Annotated in this window: 16 protein-coding genes; 14 read left to right on the top strand and 2 right to left on the bottom strand. The window is 35.4% G+C overall.

The genetic code is table 11. The annotated features are described in order from the left end of the window. The first annotated feature begins 5 nt into the window (after window positions 1–5). From IPK91_11615 to IPK91_11660, 10 genes are all read left to right on the top strand, one after another. Window positions 6–1,853: a penicillin-binding protein 2 gene (locus tag IPK91_11615; GenBank protein MBK8297901.1), complete on the top strand. Its 1,848-nt coding sequence runs from the start codon at window positions 6–8 to the stop codon at window positions 1,851–1,853. Next, window positions 1,850–2,341, top strand: coding sequence for a dihydrofolate reductase (locus tag IPK91_11620; protein MBK8297902.1), 492 nt, complete (start codon window positions 1,850–1,852; stop codon window positions 2,339–2,341). Before IPK91_11615 ends, IPK91_11620 begins: the two co-directional genes overlap by 4 nt. 53 nt (window positions 2,342–2,394) lie before the next feature. Beyond that, on the top strand, window positions 2,395–3,693 hold the full coding sequence (locus IPK91_11625) for a DUF2851 family protein (protein ID MBK8297903.1): 1,299 nt from the start codon (window positions 2,395–2,397) through the stop codon (window positions 3,691–3,693). Window positions 3,694–3,720: 27 nt separating this feature from the next. Continuing rightward, a complete protein-coding gene (locus IPK91_11630) occupies window positions 3,721–4,386 on the top strand; it encodes an outer membrane beta-barrel protein (protein MBK8297904.1) in 666 nt (221 codons plus the stop codon). Window positions 4,387–4,388: 2 nt separating this feature from the next. Further along, window positions 4,389–5,444: a tetraacyldisaccharide 4'-kinase gene (lpxK, locus tag IPK91_11635; protein MBK8297905.1), complete on the top strand. Its 1,056-nt coding sequence runs from the start codon at window positions 4,389–4,391 to the stop codon at window positions 5,442–5,444. Then, window positions 5,441–7,114: a hypothetical protein gene (locus IPK91_11640; protein ID MBK8297906.1), complete on the top strand. Its 1,674-nt coding sequence runs from the start codon at window positions 5,441–5,443 to the stop codon at window positions 7,112–7,114. The genes lpxK and IPK91_11640 overlap by 4 nt, the downstream gene beginning before the upstream one ends. Before the next feature lie 10 nt (window positions 7,115–7,124). Further along, entirely contained in the window at window positions 7,125–8,372 is a 1,248-nt protein-coding gene (locus tag IPK91_11645) for a CinA family nicotinamide mononucleotide deamidase-related protein (GenBank protein MBK8297907.1), read from the top strand. A gap of 178 nt (window positions 8,373–8,550) precedes the next feature. Then, entirely contained in the window at window positions 8,551–9,855 is a 1,305-nt protein-coding gene (locus IPK91_11650; protein MBK8297908.1) for a 2-oxo acid dehydrogenase subunit E2, read from the top strand. A gap of 71 nt (window positions 9,856–9,926) precedes the next feature. Then, window positions 9,927–12,050: a PD40 domain-containing protein gene (locus IPK91_11655; GenBank protein ID MBK8297909.1), complete on the top strand. Its 2,124-nt coding sequence runs from the start codon at window positions 9,927–9,929 to the stop codon at window positions 12,048–12,050. Beyond that, window positions 12,047–12,604 (top strand): methyltransferase, encoded by a 558-nt coding sequence (locus tag IPK91_11660; GenBank protein MBK8297910.1) that lies wholly within the window; start codon window positions 12,047–12,049, stop codon window positions 12,602–12,604. The genes IPK91_11655 and IPK91_11660 overlap by 4 nt, the downstream gene beginning before the upstream one ends. A 137-nt stretch (window positions 12,605–12,741) precedes the next feature. Here the strand turns inward: IPK91_11660 and IPK91_11665 are convergent, their stop codons facing one another. Then, window positions 12,742–13,605, bottom strand: a complete 864-nt coding sequence (locus IPK91_11665) for a hypothetical protein (protein ID MBK8297911.1) — start codon at window positions 13,603–13,605, stop codon at window positions 12,742–12,744. Between the two features lie 172 nt (window positions 13,606–13,777). Between IPK91_11665 and mfd the strand changes: the two genes are divergently transcribed. The 4 genes from mfd (at window position 13,778) to IPK91_11685 (ending at window position 20,914) form a co-directional block, all read left to right on the top strand. After that, the gene (gene mfd, locus IPK91_11670; GenBank protein MBK8297912.1) at window positions 13,778–17,131 is read left to right on the top strand and encodes a transcription-repair coupling factor; all 3,354 of its coding nucleotides are present in this window, start codon (window positions 13,778–13,780) and stop codon (window positions 17,129–17,131) included. An 82-nt stretch (window positions 17,132–17,213) separates the two neighbouring features. Then, window positions 17,214–18,962, top strand: a complete 1,749-nt coding sequence (locus IPK91_11675; protein MBK8297913.1) for a hypothetical protein — start codon at window positions 17,214–17,216, stop codon at window positions 18,960–18,962. Between the two features lie 28 nt (window positions 18,963–18,990). Then, window positions 18,991–19,548, top strand: coding sequence for an RNA polymerase sigma factor (locus IPK91_11680; GenBank protein MBK8297914.1), 558 nt, complete (start codon window positions 18,991–18,993; stop codon window positions 19,546–19,548). After that, a complete protein-coding gene (locus IPK91_11685) occupies window positions 19,535–20,914 on the top strand; it encodes an acyloxyacyl hydrolase (GenBank protein MBK8297915.1) in 1,380 nt (459 codons plus the stop codon). Before IPK91_11680 ends, IPK91_11685 begins: the two co-directional genes overlap by 14 nt. A gap of 196 nt (window positions 20,915–21,110) precedes the next feature. Here IPK91_11685 and IPK91_11690 read toward each other — a convergent pair whose 3' ends face one another. Beyond that, a complete protein-coding gene (locus IPK91_11690; GenBank protein ID MBK8297916.1) occupies window positions 21,111–21,908 on the bottom strand; it encodes a hypothetical protein in 798 nt (265 codons plus the stop codon). Window positions 21,909–22,091: the final 183 nt, after the last annotated feature.

Genomic DNA, 22,091 nt, shown 5'->3' on the forward strand with positions numbered 1-22,091 from the left:
TGCCCATGGAAGATAAACGAGTTTTGCGCTACCAAATCCTTATGGGATTTCTTATTTGCAGTGCAATTGGTTTGATTTTCACTCTGGCTAAAATTCAATTATTCAATCCTTATTATTCGAATAAGGCAAGTTCAATAACATTAAATCAAAACATTATCTATCCACCAAGAGGATTGTTTTATGACCGAAATGGTAAAATTTTGGTTATAAATTATCCGACGTATGATTTGTATGTTACGTATAAGGACGTTAGTCCATCGATGGATACCAATATGTTTTGTGAACTCTTGCACATAAGCAAAGAAACATTTCAGTCAAATATGGAAAAAGACTGGAAGTCAGGAAAATACAGTAAATCGATTCCATTTGTTTTTTTGAAAAGCATTCCGCTGGATGTATTTCTTCCATTTCAGGAAAATGCATTTCGGTTTCCGGGGTTTGATGGATTGCTCCGATCCATTCGTGAGTATCCTCAGCCACATGGCTCAAATTTTTTAGGATATATCAGTGAAGTAAATAAAGATGATATTGATCGATCGGATGGTTTGTATAAGCCGGGTGATTATATCGGGACTGCAGGACTTGAAAAATTTTACGAAGAGGAAATTCGGGGCACCAATGGGGTCGAATTTGTATTAAAAGATAATCTGGGACGAGAAGTCGGACCGTTTGAATACGGCAAGTTGGACCGAAAAGCAAATTCAGGATTGGATGCGATTCTAGGGATTGATTTGGAATTACAACAATTTGGAGATACCCTGATGAAAAATAAAGTTGGGGGTATCGTTGCTATCGAACCCTCCACAGGTGAAATCTTATGCCAAATTACTGCACCGACGTATAATCCAAATTTACTTTCCATTCAAAACAACAGAGGTTTAGCGTATGCTTATCTGCTTAGAGATTCTCTTAAACCATTATTTGATCGGTCTTCTAATGCAAAATATCCACCCGGTTCTATATTCAAACCTATTTTGGCATTAATTGCATTACAGGAAGGCGTGTTAAATGAACACACTGCGCATCCTTGTTCGGGTGCTTATTATTATAAAAATGTATCTTATGGTTGTCACAATCATCCAGCTCCATATAAACTTTCGGTAGCACTTCAGCATTCATGCAATTCGTATTTTATACAAACATTCAGAGATTTAATAGAAATCAAAGGCTTTAATAAACCGCAGATTGGATTGGATCTTTTGGTTAAGTATTTAAACGCATTTGGATTGGGCAAACCTTTATACACCGATGTGGCCACAGAAAGCGGTGGATTTATTCCAACGTCAGAATATTATACTCGTTTGTATAAAACAGATCAATGGCGTTCCACCTATTTTGTTTCCGTAGGAATTGGTCAGGGTGAATTGCTGCTCAGCACCATTCAAATGGCTAATTTAGCCGCGATCATTGCCAACAGAGGGTATTTTTTTACACCGCATCTGGTTAAAGGATTTAATAGTGAATCTATTTTAATTCCAGAAAAATACCGAACCCCAAATACGGTTCCAATTGACAAAAACTATTTTGAACCCGTTGTTGAAGGGATGGAACTTGCAATTCGGGGAGGGACTGCATCCAAAGCATACAATCCTGAAATTGTTACTTGTGGAAAAACGGGAACCTCACAAAACCCACATGGAGATGACCATTCTGTTTTTTTTGCATTTGCGCCACGTGAAAATCCGAAAATAGCCATTGCAGTTTATGTCGAAAATGCAGGATGGGGAGGAAACGTAGCAGCACCGATCGCATCTTTGATGATTGAAAAATACTTGAAACGTAAAATTAGTAGAATGGATTTACAGGAAAAGATGATGAAAATAGACCTCGTTTCCAAAAAACCCAAGACATGAAAATCTCGAGTATTGTTGCAATGAATCCTAAAGGGATTATTGGTTTTGAAAATCAAATCCCCTGGTATTTGCCTGCTGACCTAAAGTATTTTAAAAAAGTTACCAAAGGACATTGTATCCTCATGGGAAGAAAATGTTATGAGAGTATTGGAAAACCATTGCCATTGAGAACCAATATTATCGTTACACGGGACCCTTATTTTATTGTTTCAAATTGTTTAATAGCTCATTCAATCAATGAAGGCCTGTATCTCGCTCAAAAATCAGGGGAATCGGAATTATTTATTCTCGGCGGAGGTGAAATTTACAAACAAACTGCGCATCTTTGGAATCGGCTCTATATAACAAAAGTAGCTATCGATTGTGAAGGCGATACATTTTTTCCGGAATTGGAAATGAATGAGTGGACCTTGATTTCTGAGCAGCATCACACAAAAGATGATTTAAATGAAATGAATTATTCGTTTTTAGTATTTGATAAAAAATAAATGGACATGTAAACAGATAACACGATTTTTTAAGAACACCTAAATTCTAATCTATGCGAGAAGACCTGATCCAATTCATTTGGAGGTCTAAAACAGTATTGGATAAGCCCTTGTTTTTATCCAATGGACTTCCTGTGGCTGTGATAAATCCGGGCTTGCTTAACACAAACCAGGGACCTGATTTTTTATTTGCCAAAATCCAAATAGATGGAATTATTTGGAATGGCCATGTTGAAATTCATATCAAGTCATCTGATTGGCTTGCACACCAACATGATAATGATCCAAATTATCAAAATATAATCTTGCACATCGTCTGGGACCACGACAAAGATGTGCAGTTTAAGCAGCGTATTTTACCCTGTCTTGAATTAAAAAACTATGTAGACCAGGAACTATTGGATCGGTATGAAAACTTAATGAATCAAAACCATTCTATCGCTTGTCATTCATTTATTGATGGCATTTCAGCTCAATTGAAATCCATACAGATTGAGCGAATGATGGTGGAGCGACTGGAGCTAAAAACAGAAAATATCAATGCTGATTTATTACAAAATCAATGGGACTGGGAAGATTTATTCTATAAGAAACTGGCTCATTATATGGTCGCGCCGGTAAATTCTGGTGCCATGGATAGTTTGACCACAAAAATTTCACGCCAGCTTGTGTTAAAAAACTGTTCGGATTTAATTGAATTGCAATCTTTGTTTTTTGGTGTGTCCGGATTGCTCTCGGATCCATGTCAGGATGATTATTTCAAGATGCTTTCCAGGAACTTTACACATCAGCAATTGAAATTTGATTTACAAGCTATGGATGCATTTCAATGGAAATTATTGCGCTTGCGACCAGCGCATTTTCCATCCTTACGCATTGCACAATTGACTGCTTTGTTGTATAAAATGCCCCATCTATTTTCACACATAGTAGAGGCCAGAGATTTAAAATCAATTTATTTGATTTTGGATGTTTCGCCAGGAATATACTGGCAAGATCATGTTGGATTCTCAAAACGCTCAAAGTATAGAAATTTGGCTGCTATTGGCAAACAAACAAAGGAAATATTGATAATTAACGTGGTCATTCCATTTTTATTTGCATATGGCACGGTTCAGCAAAAACCTGCCTATTGCCAACGGGCATTGGATTGGCTGCAAAGTCTTAAAGCAGAGAAAAACAATATTGTATATATGTGGAAAAGTTTTAATTTTGCAATGGATCACGCCGGTCAGAGTCAAGGTGGAATTCAATTATACCGCTGTTATTGCATGGAAAAAAAATGCAGTTCTTGTCTGATCGGAAATGAAATCCTCAATCACCCCATGAAACATGTTCATCGCTCTTGTTGAACTTGATTTTTTAAATAAATAATTCATATGAAGAACACATTCTTTTTTATTTGCCTTCTTGGCTTATGGTGTACCCAAAATGGTATCGGACAGCGTTTTTTTATTGGGGCAAACGCTGCATTGCAAAGTACTTGGATTTTTTCATCTACGGATTTTGATGAAGGGGGCTTGCTTAACTTTGAAAGTACGATAAAGTCAGCTTATGGTTTATATACTGGCTACCAGTTAAACGCTAAATTCGGTCTGGAATCTGGAGCTATATATAGTTTTCAGGGACAACGCTATGTAACGGAAGGCAACTCGTTGGCTAATTACAAAACAGATTTGGAATATCTGAAAATTCCATTATTATTTAATTACCAAACGGATCCATCTAAAAAGTTTTCGATTATCAGTCAAATTGGATTCCAGTTTAGCATCCTTTTGAATGCTGAAAGCTCCAGATCTCATGTATTTGGTCCATATAGTCCGAAACTTGTGGATGTTAAAGACTTTTACAATTCGCTACCCATTGAGCTGGTCCTTGGATTAGGAGTTCAAATGAATTTTAACAAATACGCGATTCGATTATTGATTCGACCAGATTATTCATTGACAGATATAGAAAAAACAGATAAAAAACCAGGATTACGGAGCCCGTCAAGTAATTTTACCTTTGGCTTGCCCCAAGTAGGTTTTCATTTTAAACTATAAATTTGATTTTGCAGAAACTGATAGCCATTTTATTAAGTCCTTTTTCATTTCTATATGGTATTGGCGTCAGTCTGTATCAGGCCTTATTTTTTTCAGGACTCATTAAGCCTGTGCGATTTAGTTTTCCTGTAATTTCCGTTGGCAATTTAACAATTGGAGGCACAGGCAAATCACCTCACATTGAATATTTAATTCGCTTATTGCAAGACTATATAGAACTCGCAGTATTAAGCAGGGGATATAAACGTAAAACAGCGGGATTTTTATTATTGGAATCAGATACCAGTGTTTTAGAATGCGGGGACGAACCGAAACAGATCAAATTAAATTTTCCGGAAATCCCGGTTGCAGTTTCTGAAAGCAGGGCCATTGGGATTCCAAGATTGTTGAGAAACCTACCGGATCTTAAATTGATTTTATTAGACGATGCTTTTCAGCACCTGGCAGTTAAACCCGGACTCTCTATTCTGTTAACTGAATACAATAAACCTTTTTCAGAGGATTATCTGTTGCCAAGTGGGCGATTGCGAGAATGGCGGTTTGGAGCTGCCAGAGCGGACTGTATTATTGTAAGCAAATGTCCGGATGAAATGCCCGATGAAACCGTTTGGAGGGAGAAGTTGCAACTAAAACCACATCAGAAACTTTTTTTCTCAAAGATTCAATATGGGGTCCCTTATAATATTTTAAAGCCTGAACAAAAATTTGTATTAAATCCTGGATTGCATATTACCTTAATTAGTGCAATTGCACAATCATTTTATCTTCTTAATTATTTATCCAAAGAAGTTGCTTCTGTAACTGATTTTAATTTTGAGGATCATCATTATTTTACGCAAACTGAACTTTCTGGAATTTTGCTGAAACATCAACAGATTTCACATCCGAATAAGATGTTGTTGACAACTCAAAAAGATGCAACCCGTTTGACTGGATTTAAAGATTATTTTGAAACAAGCCATATAGAAGTATATGCAATTCCAATTGAGGTAGATTTTTTTAACAAATTTGAATTCGATCAGTATATAAAAAATTACCTCCTGGAATATAAGGTATGAAAAAGTATCTGTTAGTCTGGTTGATTTTTCAGGGACTGCATATGAATGCTCAGGTTTTTCCTTTAAAATCTGATCAGCAGCTAATAGCTCAAATTGAATTACTCACAGGAAATTTATTCAACACCCACACTGCTATCATTCCAGCAAGTCCGCTTCAGACCGTCGAACAGGTTTTTAAATATTTAAACACGGATCAGAAAAACATACTTTTGATGGCAGAAAGCTATCTAAGTAAACATGTAGATGAGCTAAGCCTAAGTAAAGATTCTGCTGTCCAAATTTATTTTCAAAAATTTAGGGAAAAATCTCGTATGAATTATTTGTATCGGGATGGCCGCAATTTTTTTAGCGTGTATAAAAAGGATTTTCAATTTTCTATAAATCCATTGATTGACATTCATGGTGGTTGGCAAAATGAGGAAAGTAATACATTGTTTACAAACCGGCATGGAATTCGTTTAAAGCTCACAATTGATAAAAAAGTTAGTATTTATTCAGATATCACGGACAATCAAATTAAAGTCCCAAATTATGTAGACAGTTTTATTAATTTATACGATGCGATTCCCGGAACTGGTTTATATAAGTCTTATAACAGTAAATTATTAAATATTCATCATGGATATGATTATTTGCTTGCAGAAGGAGCAGTTAATTTTAATCTCAGCAAACACATACAGATGAGCCTGGGCCATGGCAAGCATTTTATTGGAAATGGTTTACGGAGTTTATTTTTATCGGACTTTTCGGCGCCACAATTCTATCTCCGGTTTAATACAAATATTTGGAGATTGCATTATCAGAATTTATTTATGGAATTAAGTCCGGAAACAATAGGTAGCCAAGGAAATCGGTTGTTACCCAAAAAGTATACAGCGAGTCATTATTTAAGCGCAAATCTGACAAAAAATTGGAATATAGGATTCTTTGAATCCGTTGTATTTGAACGGAGCAAAGGATTTGAATTGCAATATTTAAATCCGGTAATTCTGTATAGATTTATTGAGCATTCACTGGGGAGCCCAGACAATGTGTTTCTGGGATTTCAATCACAGATCCTTCTTAGAAAGACCGTTTCAGTATATGGGCAAATCTTGTTTGATGAATTTCTTTTAAAGGAATTAATTAAGCAAAATGGTTGGTGGGGAAATAAGTATGGTATCCAACTTGGTGTCAAGTATATGAATGCATTTGGTATTGAAAGATTCAACTTACAAACTGAGTGTAACCTGGTTCGACCATATACCTATACTTTCCGGGATAGTTTTGCAAACTACAGTCATTTTAATCAGGCCTTAGCGCATCCTCTGGGAGCAAATTTTAAGGAATTTATTATTAGAATGAATTATAAACCAATCGAAAAATTAAGTCTTGAAGCCAGATGGATTTATTTTCACAAGGGTCAGGATGAAAATAATTTAAATTATGGAGGAAATATTTTAAAAAATTACAACAGCCGCATAAAGGATTTCAATAATGAATTAACACAAGGCATTTTGGAAAAAGTAAGTTCATTTATTTTGGAAACATCTTATGAGCTTCTTCCTGAATCTTATATTGATTTAAATATATTTTACAGATCGTCAAACAGCAGTTTAAAAAAACAATCAGGTTTTTGGTTCACAACAGGGATTCGAATGAATTTGGATCGATTGCGATTCGAATTTTAATCATAAGCAAATGAAAATTTCTTTAATAGTCATAGGTGATGAAATATTGTTAGGACAAGTTATTGATTCCAATGCTTCATCCATAGCTAAAATATTGTATCAGGAAGGCCTTCAAGTTTTTAAAAAGTGGACGGTTGCAGACCAAGAGGACGAAATCCAACGTGCACTTGCAGAAAGTACACAGCAGTCTGATATTATTTTAATGACCGGTGGATTGGGTCCAACCAAGGATGATATAACAAAAAAAACACTTGCAGATTTTTTAAATCGGCCTCTTGTGTTTAATGAGATTCAAAATGAACATCTCGAAAAAATTTTAAAGTCCCGGGGAATAGAAGTTACAGAACGGCAATTGCATCAATGTTATATACCGGAACGGTCTTTAATGTTAGATAATCAAATGGGAACTGCTTTAGGTATGTGGATTGAACAAGAGGGAAAAATTTATATTTCTATGCCCGGTGTACCTTATGAAATGGAATTTATTATGCAACATGCAGTAATTCCAAAATTAAGATCATTTCGATCAGGTAAGCATATGATACATCAAACGGTGTATACTGTTGGAATGGGAGAAACAGAAATTGCTTCGCGCATTGAACCCTTGCTAAGCAACATGCCGGATCATATTTCGATTGCGTATCTACCTTCTCAAGGACAAGTAAAAGTTAGACTTACTACATTTGGAAATGATAAAGAGTTCCTTCAAGTAGAATTAAATCATTTTATCAAAATGATTCAAACCGAACTGGAAACCGCAATTATCGGAATTGGTCAAACAAGTCTTGAAAGAGAAATTGGCAATTTACTAAGAACTGGTAAAAAGACCTTAGTGACCGCAGAAAGTTGTACAGGAGGCCACTTAGCGCATCAAATCAGTTCCGTACCAGGTGCTTCCGATTATTTTTTAGGCGCTGTAGTGGCATATCAAAATCATATTAAAGAAACTTTATTAAATGTGGCTCCAGAAATTTTAGAAACCAGTGGAGCTGTAAGTGAAGCCTGTGTAATTGCAATGGTAAAGGGGAGTTGCGAGAAATTTAATTCTGATTTTGCCATTGCTACAAGTGGCATTGCAGGTCCTGGTGGCGGGACTCCTGAAAAACCAGTTGGGACTGTTTGGATCGCCTATGGTACCAAAGATTCCATTGAAACTAAAAAATTTCAGTTCACCCGGGACCGGATCCGGAACATAGAAGCCAGTTCGACGTTTGCCTTGATCTTATTTTGGAAATATTTAAAAAAGCAAACCTTCTAAAGCATTCAATAATTAGCTGAAGTTTAATTGGCCTTAGTGCTTGTTAAAAATCAAATATTAATAAAATTAATATTTATAAGCTGTATTATGGCTTCGTTATATTTTAAAAGCTTCTAAATTAAGGAATTGCATTCTCAGAATCCGCCAAATCTGTTTTATTTTTACCCAAATTTTTAAAATGGCGAAAGTCGAACTTATCATGCCTAAAATGGGCGAAAGCATCATGGAGGCCACCATACTTAAATGGCTTAAAAGGCCAGGAGATCCAGTGGAATTGGATGAAACCATCCTTGAAATCGCTACAGATAAAGTAGATAGTGAAATTCCTTCGCCAGCAAAAGGGATCCTATCCCAACTACTTTTTAAAGAAAATGATGTGGTAGCCATCGGGAAGGTCATTGCGGTTATTGAAACCGCCGGAGCTGCAAGTACAATAAAGGATTCTCCGGCCATTGTCCCCAATTTAAACCAGGAAGCTCCTCAACAAGCTGGTTCGGTAATAACTCAGCCAACTCCGCAAATGTCCCAGAGCATTCAAAAATCTGAATCCACCAGATTTTACTCGCCACTTGTTAGAAACATTGCAAAAGAGGAGCACATTACTATGCAACAACTGGAAGGCATTACAGGCTCCGGATTGGAAGGTCGGCTGACAAAAAGAGATTTAATGAATTTTATTGCCCAAAATAAAACAGTTCAAGCTCCTTCACAACCCAGTCAATTTATTCCAACCGCTTCACCCGTAGCACCTCAATCAGCAAAATCCATTTCGGGCAATGTTGAAATCATTGAAATGGACAGAATGCGTAAATTGATTGCGGATCATATGGTAATGAGTAAGCAAACTTCTCCACATGTTACTTCATTTGTGGAAGTGGATGTTACCAATTTAGTGCAATGGAGAGACAAGATTAAAGATTTGTTTCAAAAGAAATACAACCAGAAAATCACTTTTACTCCAATATTTATAGAAGCGATTGCAAAGTCTATTAAAGACTTTCCAATGATTAACATATCTGTTCAGGGAACTCAAATCATTCGAAAACTTGATATAAATATTGGAATGGCTGCTGCACTGCCAACTGGAAATTTAATTGTACCGGTAATTAAAAATGCAGATCGTTTAAATTTAGCAGGCTTAACCTATCAAGTAAATGATCTGGCTGAACGTGCACGAAATAATAAATTAAAACCGGATGAAATTCAGGAGGGTACATTTACCCTTACCAATGTAGGTACTTTTGGTAATGTGATGGGCACTCCAATTATCAACCAACCCCAAGTTGCCATTATGGCAACGGGTGCAATTCGAAAAAAGCCGGCAGTAATTGAAACGCCACAGGGAGATACCATTGGCATCCGGCACATGATGTTTTTATCCATGTCTTATGATCACAGGGTGGTTGATGGTGCTTTAGGGGGTTCATTTATCAAGCGAGTTGCGGATTATCTTGAGCAATTTGATTTTAAGCAAACTATTTAATGTGTTATTTTTGGAAACGAATTTTAGTTGAAATTGCCTGTCTTTGTTTTTTGACAAGCAATTTAACTTCTTTGATCGCTCAGAAAGATAACAATTTGTTGCAGCAGGCCAGAGTGGCTTATAAAATTAAGGATTACTATGCTGCTACATCAGCTTTCCGAAACACAGCGGTAAGCCAATCTCAAAACAAGGATGATTTATTGGAAGCGGCAATGAGTAGTTATCATGCCAATGATCTTGAATTTTCATCAAAATGCTTTGAACAACTTGAAAAATTATCGGATGATAAGAAACTCTTATTCTGCCAGGCTCAAATTTTTCAACAACTCAATGAATTTGATCAAGCACAACGATACTATAAGAAATATCTGCAACAAATTTCAAAACAACATAAAGATGTTTCATTTTGCAAAAATGAATTGTTACGCTGTAAATCTGGAAAATTATTAAAAAGAAAACCCGCAATGGCATTTGTAGTGCCTCTAAGTACTACCATCAATTCGCGAGATGATGAATATTCAATTTTTCCGCATAAAACACAAAATGGAATTTATTTTCTAAGTGCCACGCGAACAGGAAATGTAGGCGGTAAACGAAATGAACTTGGACTGGTAGATGACAAAAATGGTTTTTATTTTTCAGATGTATTTAAGTTAACAGAACATGGGGAAGTTTGGACCGTAATGTCTCGTTTACAAGCAGGGTGGAACAGCAGCATGCATGATGCAGTAGTAGGTTTTATTGATAATTCTCCAATTATAATTCAATACCGCACGAATCAAAAATGCAATTATATTTATGATCCATTCCATGATGATGAATTGCATTTAAAATATCCAGAATTTACAGGACCACTGTATCCAGAAATTGGGGATCATTCCATGACCTTGTTTCAAGACAGCATTTTGATCTTTTCAAGTTGCAGAATGGGTGGATATGGGGGTTATGATTTGTATCTATCAATTTTGCGTGATTCTATTTGGACCACTGCAATTAATTTGGGAGCGACTGTAAATGGTCCTTTTAATGAAGAGAATCCTTTTCTTGCAAATGATGGACAAACGCTTTATTTTTCTTCTGACAATTTAAATGCAATTGGTGGTTATGATATTTTTAAAACTAAGTTTCATCCTGAAGCAGAACAATGGGAAAAACCAATCAATTTAGGAATTCCTATTAATTCTGCAGGAGATGACAAGCAGTTCATATTAAGCACCGATGGATTGACAGGTTTTTTTAGTTCGAATAGAAAATCAAACAGCCTGGGTGGATTCGATTTGTTTAAAGCATTTTTTCACGATGAACTGGAAGAACAATTGCAGTTGCCTAAAGGAAGTCCCTTGACCATCCTGGTAGACATTGCATTAAATGACCAAAATGCCTTGTTTGGAAAAAATGCCAGGGCATATAAAATTAGTAAGGAGCAGGAATGGAAGGAATTAAATGCTGAGCCCTTTTATTATAAAGAACAAGAGCTATTTTCTGATCCTAAAAATCAAAAAATTGGATCCCAATTACTTGAATGGATGAGAATTTATCCCGGTTTGACGGTTGAACTGTTTGGCCATGCTTTTGAAGAATCTCCAACGCCCATAAACCTTTATTTTTCAATTCAAAAAGCAAATGAACTTAAAAATTATTTGGAATCAAATGGTATTGAAAAAACCAGAATAAAAGTATTTGGTTTAGGTGCTTCTTTTCCAAAAGCAAAAGTAAGAATCAATGGGAAACCCTCTTTGCTTTCAGAAAAATTCAATAAGAGAATCGAATATCATATTGCGGTACCTGAGCAGCATCCAATTCAAATTAATTATGTAAAAGTGCCCATGCCAGCTGCATTAATTCCGGACCAGGAAATGAATTTTAATAACTTGCGAAAAGGGATTAGCTATTCTCTATTTTTAGGAAAATCTCAGGCTGTTTTAAATCATCCATATATGAAAAATCCGGATGCACAATTTTTTATGGAACAAGATTCAGAAGATGCAGCTTATAATTATTATTTAGGAATCTATAAAAGCTTTGATGAGGCGTTTGCAGCTATTTCCAATTTAGAAGTTTCAAATAGTGAAAAGCCTGAAATTTTTGTTTTTAAGGACGGTATCAAATTGAGCAGAACGCAAATTATCGATCATGTAGTTGAAAATGCCGATTTAGTTCGGTATCTTAACTATTTAAATGGGCTTAAAAAATGAGCAAGTTTAGTTTTTTACAGGAAAGCCTCCGAAATATGAAAACGATGGGCACCGTAATTCAAACTTCGAATTATGCAGGAAAAGCGCTTGCTGGAATGCTTGATTTTAGTGAAATTTCTATTATTGTGGAATTGGGAGGCGGAGATGGAGCAATTACCAAACATCTATTAAAAAAACTTAAAAAAGATGCACGTTTGTATGTTTTTGAAGTCAATGAAACTTTTTGTGCTAAGTTAAAAGAATTAAACGACGATCGATTACATGTAATATTAGATTCAGCAGAAAATTTAGAAGAGCAATTTAAAAAATTGGGGATCCAACAGGCTGACGCAATTGTTTCTTCAATTCCTTTTGCCATTATGCCGGAAACATTTCATCTGCAAATATTAACGCTGTGTAATAAATTACTTAAACCCGGTGCTTCATTTCTCCAGATACATTATTCCCTTTTTCAGAAAAATTTATACAATCAAGTCTTTGGAAATGTGGAATTTGAATTTGCAGCATTTAATATTCCACCGGTATTTATTATACATTCAAAAAAAATGGACTAAAGGCTATGGACTGTAGTCTGAAGTGATACAAAGAAGCTGTTAAGCTATTAAGCTGTTAAGCTATCAAGCTATAAAGCTGGTAAGCTGAAGATTTAATCTCAAGCCTAAAGCCTCTGGCCTCTAGCCGCTTCAGCCCTTCACTTTCCCTCCTCCCTTATTAGCTTTTCAGCTTCATTCGTTTCTTTAACCAAAAAATACCCACCACCACCTGCACCGCAAAGTTTACAATAATAAGCACCTGTTCGCATGCCTTCTTCCCAGTAGGATTTTATTGTTTCTGGTATTAATTCCTCAAAAAGTGTAAAACTTTTGCGACTTACTTGTTCCCAGCTACTTGAAATTGCATCGGCCTGATTGTGAAGAATTGCATTGATTAAATTTTTATTGGCCGGCACAAGTTCTTGAATCAATGAATGTTTGAAAGATTCACTTTTTAATTTTTCTTTAAAAACTTCTACAAGCGCTTCTGTATTTCTTCCCAATTTGCTATCTAATAAATGAATGTGATGGTTTTCAATAAAATCTGCTGTATTTAATGATAAAATTTGAATCTGATTGTTTTCTATGTAAATGGGTTTTTTAAAATAAGCTACTGCAGGATCTACTCCTGAACTTTGACCATGAAAAAAATGTTCCAGTTCTTTAAGTAAGGAAAAGATTTCAGCTACTTGAAGTGGTAAATTGATTCCAAAACGATCCAAAATAGCTGCACAAAGTGTCCCTGAACTTCCCAAGCCATAACCATATGGGATAGAGCTTTCTAAATACAAGCCATTATCAATTTCAATTCTGAATTCTGACAGATTAATGTATTTTGATAACGTTGGATTTTCTGAAATATACAAGATTAAGTTCTTCAAAATTTCATGCTCCGAACTACTTTCTTTTTTCCAGTGAGCGAATTTTTTAATATATGGAATTGCCAGTCCGGCATTACCAGAAAGAATGGTATATTCTCCTACTAAAAGAATTTTTGAAGGATAGAAATTTGTTGAATCCATGAAATTAAGCCAATCTAAATCGGTGTTCAAAGATAAGGCCACATTCAGATTAAATCAACGGATTAAAAAATTGAAATTATAAATTAGCTAAATTCATAAAGCATATGCAATTAATAGTCTTGTACCGTTCATTTGGATTCGTTCATTTTAATTAATTCATTACCTTCGCAGTGTGGAGCAGGATATAATCCGGGTTAATGATTTCTTAACCCGGGATCCAAAAGCAACCGAACTTGTTGGCTTATTGGATCAAAACAAGCATCAAAAAATTATTATAGAGGGTCTGTGTGGATCCAGGGATAGCTTTTTGATTTTTTCTAGCTTTCTGCAATCCAAAATTCCAACTTTAGTAATCTGCAATGACAAAGAAGAAGCTGCATATCTTCTGAATGACTTAGAGCAGTTTTCTAGCCAGGATGTTGTTTATTTATTTCCTGATTCATTCAGGCGGCCCGGTCAATATGAAGAATTGGACAATTTCCAGGTACAACAGCGGGTAGAAGCTATTTACCGATTTGGAAAAAAGGAAGCTCGAATTATTGTAACCTATCCGGAAGCCATATTTGAAAAAATGATTCCTGGTACGGTCATTGAGAGTTCCAGGCTTGAATTTTCAACAGGAAGTCTCATAGATTTGGATGAAATATTGATTCAACTAAATGATTTTGGATTTCATCGAACGGATTTTGTTTATGAACCTGGACAGTTTTCTATTCGAGGGGGTATCCTGGATGTATTTTCTTACGCATCTGATTTGCCGTATCGAATAGAATTAAATGATATTGTAGTTGAAAGTATTCGAAAGTTTGAAACGGAATCGCAATTGTCAAAACAAAATATTTCACATTTTTCTATTGTACCAACTATTTATTCTGAATTTCAATCAGAAGTTCGAAAAAATATTTTTGAAATTATTCCTGAGAATACTCTGATTTGGGTAAAAGATATTCATACCTGTCTTGAGACCTTTGAAAAATGTTTTTTAGCAGCCAACCGCCAGGCTGATAAAATGAAACACTATGACGAAGATCGATTTATTTCAATGGTTCAAAACCGAGAATTCATTGATTCATCCGTTTTAGTTGAAAGCCTGGAACAGTTCAAACTAGTATTTTATAATTGCAAACCGGATTCAGCAGTAAAGCCGGCAATTTTACGAGTGAATTGTGAGGCACAGCCCAGTTTCAATAAAAATTTCAATTTGCTTATTGAAAATATTTCAAAATTAAATTCCAGGTTTTATAAAGCATTTATATGTACGAACAGTGCAGCGCAAATCGAACGATTTCATAATATTTTTGAAGATTTAAAAGCAGCAATTCAATATATTCCGGAAATTAAATCCTTGCGCGAAGGATTTATTGATCATGACTTGAAGGTGGCTTGTTATACAGATCATCAGATTTTTTCTCGTTTTCATGGTTATAAAGTCAAGCAAGGGTATACCAAAGACCAGGCATTAAGTCTAAAGGTTTTACGCGAATTGCAATCAGGAGATTATGTCACCCACCTGGATTATGGAGTAGGCCGATTTGCCGGATTGGAGAAAATTAATATTAACGGTCAACTCCAGGAAGCCGTTCGTTTAATTTATAGAAATGACGATATTCTATATGTCAGCATTCATTCTTTGCATAAAATTTCAAAATTTGTTGGGAATGAAGGAACCGAACCTTCACTAAGTAAATTAGGTTCAGATCAATGGAAACTTTTAAAGCAGCGAACCAAACAGAAAGTAAAAGACATAGCCCAGGAATTAATTAAGTTATACAGTGTTCGTAAAGCATCAAAGGGATATGCATTTTCTCCGGATAATTATTTGCAGGCTGAATTAGAAGCTTCATTCATGTATGAAGATACTCCAGATCAGTTTAAAGCTACCGTAGATGTAAAAGGGGATATGGAAAAACCGCATCCAATGGATCGTTTAATTTGCGGAGATGTTGGCTTTGGAAAAACTGAGATCGCAGTGCGAGCAGCATTCAAAGCCATACAAGATGGTAAACAAGTGGCTATCCTGGTCCCAACAACCATTTTAGCATTGCAACATTTTCGTACGTTTTCTGATCGGTTCAAAGAGTTTCCGGTGGATGTTAATTATTTATCCAGGTTTAGGACTACGAAGGAAAAGAATGTAATTATGAAGCAATTGGAAGAAGGCAAAATTGATTTGGTTATCGGAACCATCAGCTTGCTGAATTCGAAAATTAAATTTAAAGATCTTGGATTATTAATCATTGACGAAGAACAAAAATTTGGCGTTGCATCTAAAGAAAAATTACGGCAATTAAAGCATAATGTAGATACACTTACCTTGACAGCTACTCCCATTCCACGTACCCTGCAATTTTCTTTAATGGCTGCAAGAGATTTAAGTGTCATTCAAACGCCTCCTCCAAATCGACAACCCATTCATACTGAACGGAGGGTGTATAATGACAATTTGATAAAAGAAGCAATACTTCATGAAGTTTATCGCGGAGGTCAAGTATTTTTCGTACATAATAAAGTGAAAAGTCTGGCAGATGTCTCAGCTATTTTACAAAAACTATGTCCTTCTGTAGAAATTGCAGCTGCACACGGACAAATGGAAGCAGAAAAACTTGAAAAAGTTCTTTTAGATTTTATCGATCATAAATTTGATGTGTTGGTTTGTACCAATATCATTGAAACCGGTTTGGATATACCCAATGTCAATACCATATTAATTAATAATGCACACCAATTTGGTTTGAGCGATCTTCATCAACTCCGGGGACGTGTCGGTCGTTCTAACAGAAAGGCTTATTGTTATTTATTGGCACCGCCATCTTCAACTTTGACGATGGATGCACGTAAAAGACTTAAAACCATTGAGGAATTTTCTGATTTGGGCAGTGGCTTCAATGTGGCTATGCGAGATCTGGATATTCGAGGAGCCGGCAATTTATTGGGAGGGGAACAAAGCGGTTTTATTGCGGATATTGGATATGAAACCTATCAACGAATTTTGGAGGAAGCAATTCTTGAACTAAAGGAAAATGAATTCCGCGAATTATTTGAAGACGAAAATAAACCCGACAAGACCTATATCCGGGATGTAGTCATCGATAGCGACATTGAAATGCTAATACCGGATGCTTATGTTGCAAGCATTCAGGAACGCCTCAATTTATACCAGGCTTTGGATAAAATTGAAAATGAAGAAGGCATTCAAAATTATTGCAATCAACTTAAAGATCGTTTTGGTCCGATTCCAACCCAAGTTGAAGAATTATTAAACGGTTTACGCTTGCGATGGATTTCCAAACGATTGGGTTTCGAACGAGTTATATTAAAAAAGAAAAAGCTGCAGTGTTATTTTATTAGCAATCCGACTTCTCCATTTTATGAAAGTGATTTGTTTAAAAGTCTGCTAGCACGTGTAGCCGAACCTGGCAGTGCCTTTAGTATTAAGCAATCAAATACCAATCTTATTTTAATTGCTGAGCATGTATATGGGTTTTTAAAATCTATCCAACTCCTTGATAGCTTGTTGGTTAGGTAAAAACGCAGAAAAAAAATAAACTATTTTTTCAATTCATTCCAACGTTTTAAGGGTGCTGGGGGTATTATTATTAAAATACATTATGAAAACATGGAAATGTCTTTGCTTTTTAGCTTGCTTGCTGATTTTTGATTCATGCAGAAAAGATGAAAAATCAGTTACCGTAAATGATGAATTTGAGAAGTATACGCAGCTCATTGCTACAAATTCAATCATTGTACTTAGAAATGAAAAAAACGATTTGGTTTCTGGTGCTGTCATGACTTTAGATGGGACACAACACACCAGTAATTCTGAAGGTTTGATTTTTTTGAAAAATGTGCCGCTCAAAAATACCGGCCACCTGGTGCAAATTTCGCATCCGGCTTATTTTAAAACGGGCAAAAGGATATACCCAAATAAGGGGATTATCGAACTCTTTTTAATTTCTAAAGGAGCCTCTGTGCAATTTGCATCACAAAGTGCATCTACCGTTACTTTTAGTGGTATCAATTATCAATTCCCTGCAAATTCTTTAGTGGATGCCAATGGATTGGAATACAAGGGCGATGTAAATATATTTGCCCGACATTTGAATCCAACCAGTCCACTTTTTGGCGCAATGATGCCAGCAGACCTAAGAGCCTATGACATTGATGGGAATTCCGTTTACTTAACTTCTTTTGGAATGGTTGCAACTGAATTGTATGGTAGCAATGGTCAATCTCTTCAAATAGCTTCCGGTAAAAAAGTTAAAATTTCTATGCATCTCGATAACAGCATCGTTTCAAATGCACCGAATAGTTTGCCCATTTGGTATATCTCTGAGCAAAGCAGTACCGGAATTTGGAAAGAAGAAGGAAGAGCAATTAAAGTTAATTCAAATTATGAGTTTGAAGTAACACACTTCTCTTTTTGGAATTGTGATGTCCCTGGAAATTACGTTAATCTAAAAGGACAAGTTAAAAACTTACAAGGAGCAACGGTTGCAAATCTATGGGTAACCGTGACTGTGAATGGAGGACCATCTGGTTATGCCGTTACCGATGGAAATGGTAAATTTGAAGGGAAAGTCCCATCGGGAGTTGGCTTAAAAATTCAAATTAATGAAATCTGTGATACGTTTATGCAAGTAAAATTGTATGAAGCAAATTTGGGAGTATTAACGTCTGATACCGATTTGGGAATCATTCAAGTTGATAATCAAAACATAAATACGTATACATTTACAGGAAAGGTAGAGGTTTGTCCACCCAATAATTTGGGAACGAGCTATGTAAAATTCACATCCAATCAGGGTGTCAGGTATTTGATTGTAAATCCGGACAGCAGCTATAGCTTTACAAGCAGCTGTTTAAACAGCGGAGAGACAGTCAGCTTTGAAGCAGCTGATTATACCAATGGTTTGGAATCAGGCCCAACAACCATTACCTTAACAAGTCAAAAAAATGTACAGCTTTCCAATTTAACGATTTGTACTGCATTTGATGAATATGTTAGTATTTCGTATAACGGTTCTCAGGAATATTATTATAAAAAAGATGGAAGGATGTTTTATACCGGAATTTTTCAAGATAGCTCAAGTATGAATGATTATATCTTTTACTTTTATGGATCCGGTTTAGAATGTTCAAGTAGATTTATCTATAACGGATTAAATACTGCTGTCCCATTTCAAAATTTCATGCTTCAGGGCTCATTGATAAATGGCACTGGTTTAAACTTCGGATGTAATCAATGTTTAAACATAGAAATGAGCCAGTTTGATTTAACTGGAGGATATATTATTGGTAAATATTGGGGCACAACAGGACCAAATACAGTTTCAGGTAAGTTCAGGTTTAAAACTTAAATTGTTAGTCAAGTATTAAAAAATTAACTTGTTTGATAGCCATTATATAGAAGATCTAAAAAAGGGAAATCCATCAGTTCAAAAAGAGCTGGTGGATTTCTTTTCTGGCAAAATGCTCAGCATAGCAAGGAGGTATCTTGCAGATGATCATTTGGCTTATGATGTTTTGCAGGAATCCTGGATCGCTATTTTTAATAATATAAAAACTTACAAGGAAGAAATAGCTCCCATTGAAGCCTGGATTTATCGGATTGTAGTCAATCAATCCCTAAAAGAACTAAAAAAGCGTAAACGGAAAATAGAATTTGTTGCAGAATTTGCCTTAGAGCCAGAAGGCATAGCACCAGAAATTCTGGATACCCTACAATTAGAACTTTTATTTAAATACGTGTGCGAATTACCAGAAGGCTGTAGGGAGGTATTTAATATGTATGTTTTTGATGAATATTCTCATAAGGAAATTGCTGAGCAATTAGGTATAAACGAAGGAACTTCCAGAAGCCAGCTGAATCGAGCCAGAAAACTGCTGATGGAAAAAATTAAAACAATGGATCACGTTCTAATAAAAAAATATGAAGCTGTTTGATTTAAAATATAAGGAACGGATGAAAAAACACAGTTCGCCGGTTGATACAGAACAACTGTGGAAGGACATCCAGAAAAAGAAACGCACAAAACGTGGTTTCATATTTTGGTGGACTGGTATTGGTCTGCTAATAATAACCGCAGGTCTCTATTACTTTTTAAATCCCACTTTTAAAAATGACAGAAATTCTGAAGGACTTCTACACACACAGCCTGTTATTGCAGATAGAAAATCAGATTCAGACAGCAATAAAATGCTGTCGATTAAGAATGATAAAGATGCATTATTTCAATCTAAACAGGCTTCCGTTGACCCAAATTTTTACAGAGAAAATGCAAATGAACAAAAACATAAATCTTCTCGCAAGTTGAAACCACTGAATCAGATTAATTCCAATACAATGGAAATTCAGCCAACTGTTTTTCATGAGTCTTCTGATCTTACTGAATCTGCAAATACTTATTTTAAGCCAAATTCAGTAAATGAATTACAATCCTTGGAACCTGAAAAGGCTGATCCACAAGCAATGAATGGAGTAAATTTATATGGTAATGAACATTTAGAAGAAGTACTGGCACTGCCCGTTTTACTTAAACAATTAATCATTCATTCGAAATTGTTGGTTGACCACCTCAATACGATACCAAATCCTGCAGTTAGACTTAAGCCACAAACAATGGAAAAACCCTGGTTTTTGCAGATGGGCTTTGGCCAATCTTTGGTTGATAGAAGGTTTAATGCAAATTCAGATTCATTTCCGACTCGAAATACAAAGGTCCTTTATGCATTCAAATCAGAAATTAATTTATCTAGGGCATTAAGCAAACAATTTGAAATATTTACAGGAATTCGGTACACACATATTTTATCCCAAAACAAGGGCAGTTTTAGAAGTTCGGAAGAGTTGGTAAAACCAAAGGGTCAAATCATTGAGCATATTAGTTTGGAAGGGATTAGCAGTTTTTCTGAAGAAGATATTCATTTAAGGCGGGTTACCACGATATACAATACCAGTTATCAGAGAATGTATCTGATGGATTGGAGTTTAGGAGTGAATTATTCAAAACCAATTAATTCCTGGGCCATTTTTGTGAATGCAGCTACAGCCTGCAATGTATTTTCAAAAGCCAGTGGAAATTATCTGACAAAGGAAAATGGCTATACTGATATTCAAAAGGAAATAAAAACCCATTTGGGATTTTCCATCAGCGGGGGAGTCGGACTTTCTTATTTATTAAAGAATCGAAGTGCCATTTCCTTAGATATGAACTATTGCAGTTATTTCAATTCTTTCAATCGAAATCAAGGCATCCACGAACAATACAATTTATTAGGTGGTCAATTAAGTTACAAATTCAGACTCTAGTGAATTTTTAATTTTACTTTTTAGAATTTATTTGAAAGAGTGTACTGATTAAAAACTAATTGGTTAATTGTAGCATTCCAAAATTGCCGGATTGCAAAATTAAAAAAGCAGCCCACTTTTCAGCACGCTGCCTTTTTTTGCTACACCTTTAAATTTTCAGGCTTTGGGTTCAGATCTAAATTCTGAATGAATGCAATTAGATTTTTGGTTCCAGACTTCTGTTGAATTGAAAACTGGATTGTATGTATAGTTCTTTAGATGAATCAGGATTTAAAACCCGGAAGCTTACTGTCTGTTGGTCAACGACCCATTTTACCAATAGCGGTTTACCTTCCTGAATTGCAATCGGTGCATCTTCAACTAAATCACCGGTGGCAGTATTGATAACTAACTGGCCTAAGTTGTTAATACTGATTTCTTTTGCGCTATCAATTTTCATTCGGATTTCCTGATAATTAAAACCAGGCTGTACGATGAATTCATATTTTAAGCGAGCATCAAAATCGCTGTATCTTAAATCAATTCCGGGATACATTTCAGTATAGTATAATTTACGGAAATTTCTGGTTTGGCAGTTGCTGATATCATTTTTAAATGTAACCGTTCTGAATTCTTCAGCACCATACAAATCTGCATCGCGGTTCATCCCTTCAAAACTGATTTCTAATTTTTGATATACTGCCGGAGACTGAATGCTGATTACTTTATCATCAGACAATACTTCCATCGTTTGGGCAGGTTTAGCAAGTTGCATAGAGATCCCATCTTTACGAAATAAGTACTTCATATTGTCAGCCTGTGCTAAAAAGAGTACTTTCTTATTTAATTTTCCAGAAAAATCCTTGATCTGGCATTTGTTTTCTGCAAAAGTGAGTTCTGCACCTTTAAGGATTTCAGGACCATTTAAAGGTAAAATTGCTGCATGGGCATGCATTCCGAAGTTAATCATAAAGACCCCTAACATCATTGCAATTTTTGTAATTTGAGTTTTCATAAATCTATTTTTAATATTTAAAATTTTTGTAAAGAATCCTATTCGAAATAGACGTTCTATTCCAATCCGGATTGATATAATTCGTTTTTTTTTAAAACTGGCACTGATTTAATCAGTTAACCAGGCGTTTCATTTCTCAGGGTTTCAGTACCAAGTCTTTAAAAAGATTGATACAATAAAGAA

The sequence above is a fragment of the Saprospiraceae bacterium genome, from assembly GCA_016712145.1.
Classification (GTDB): domain Bacteria; phylum Bacteroidota; class Bacteroidia; order Chitinophagales; family Saprospiraceae; genus Vicinibacter.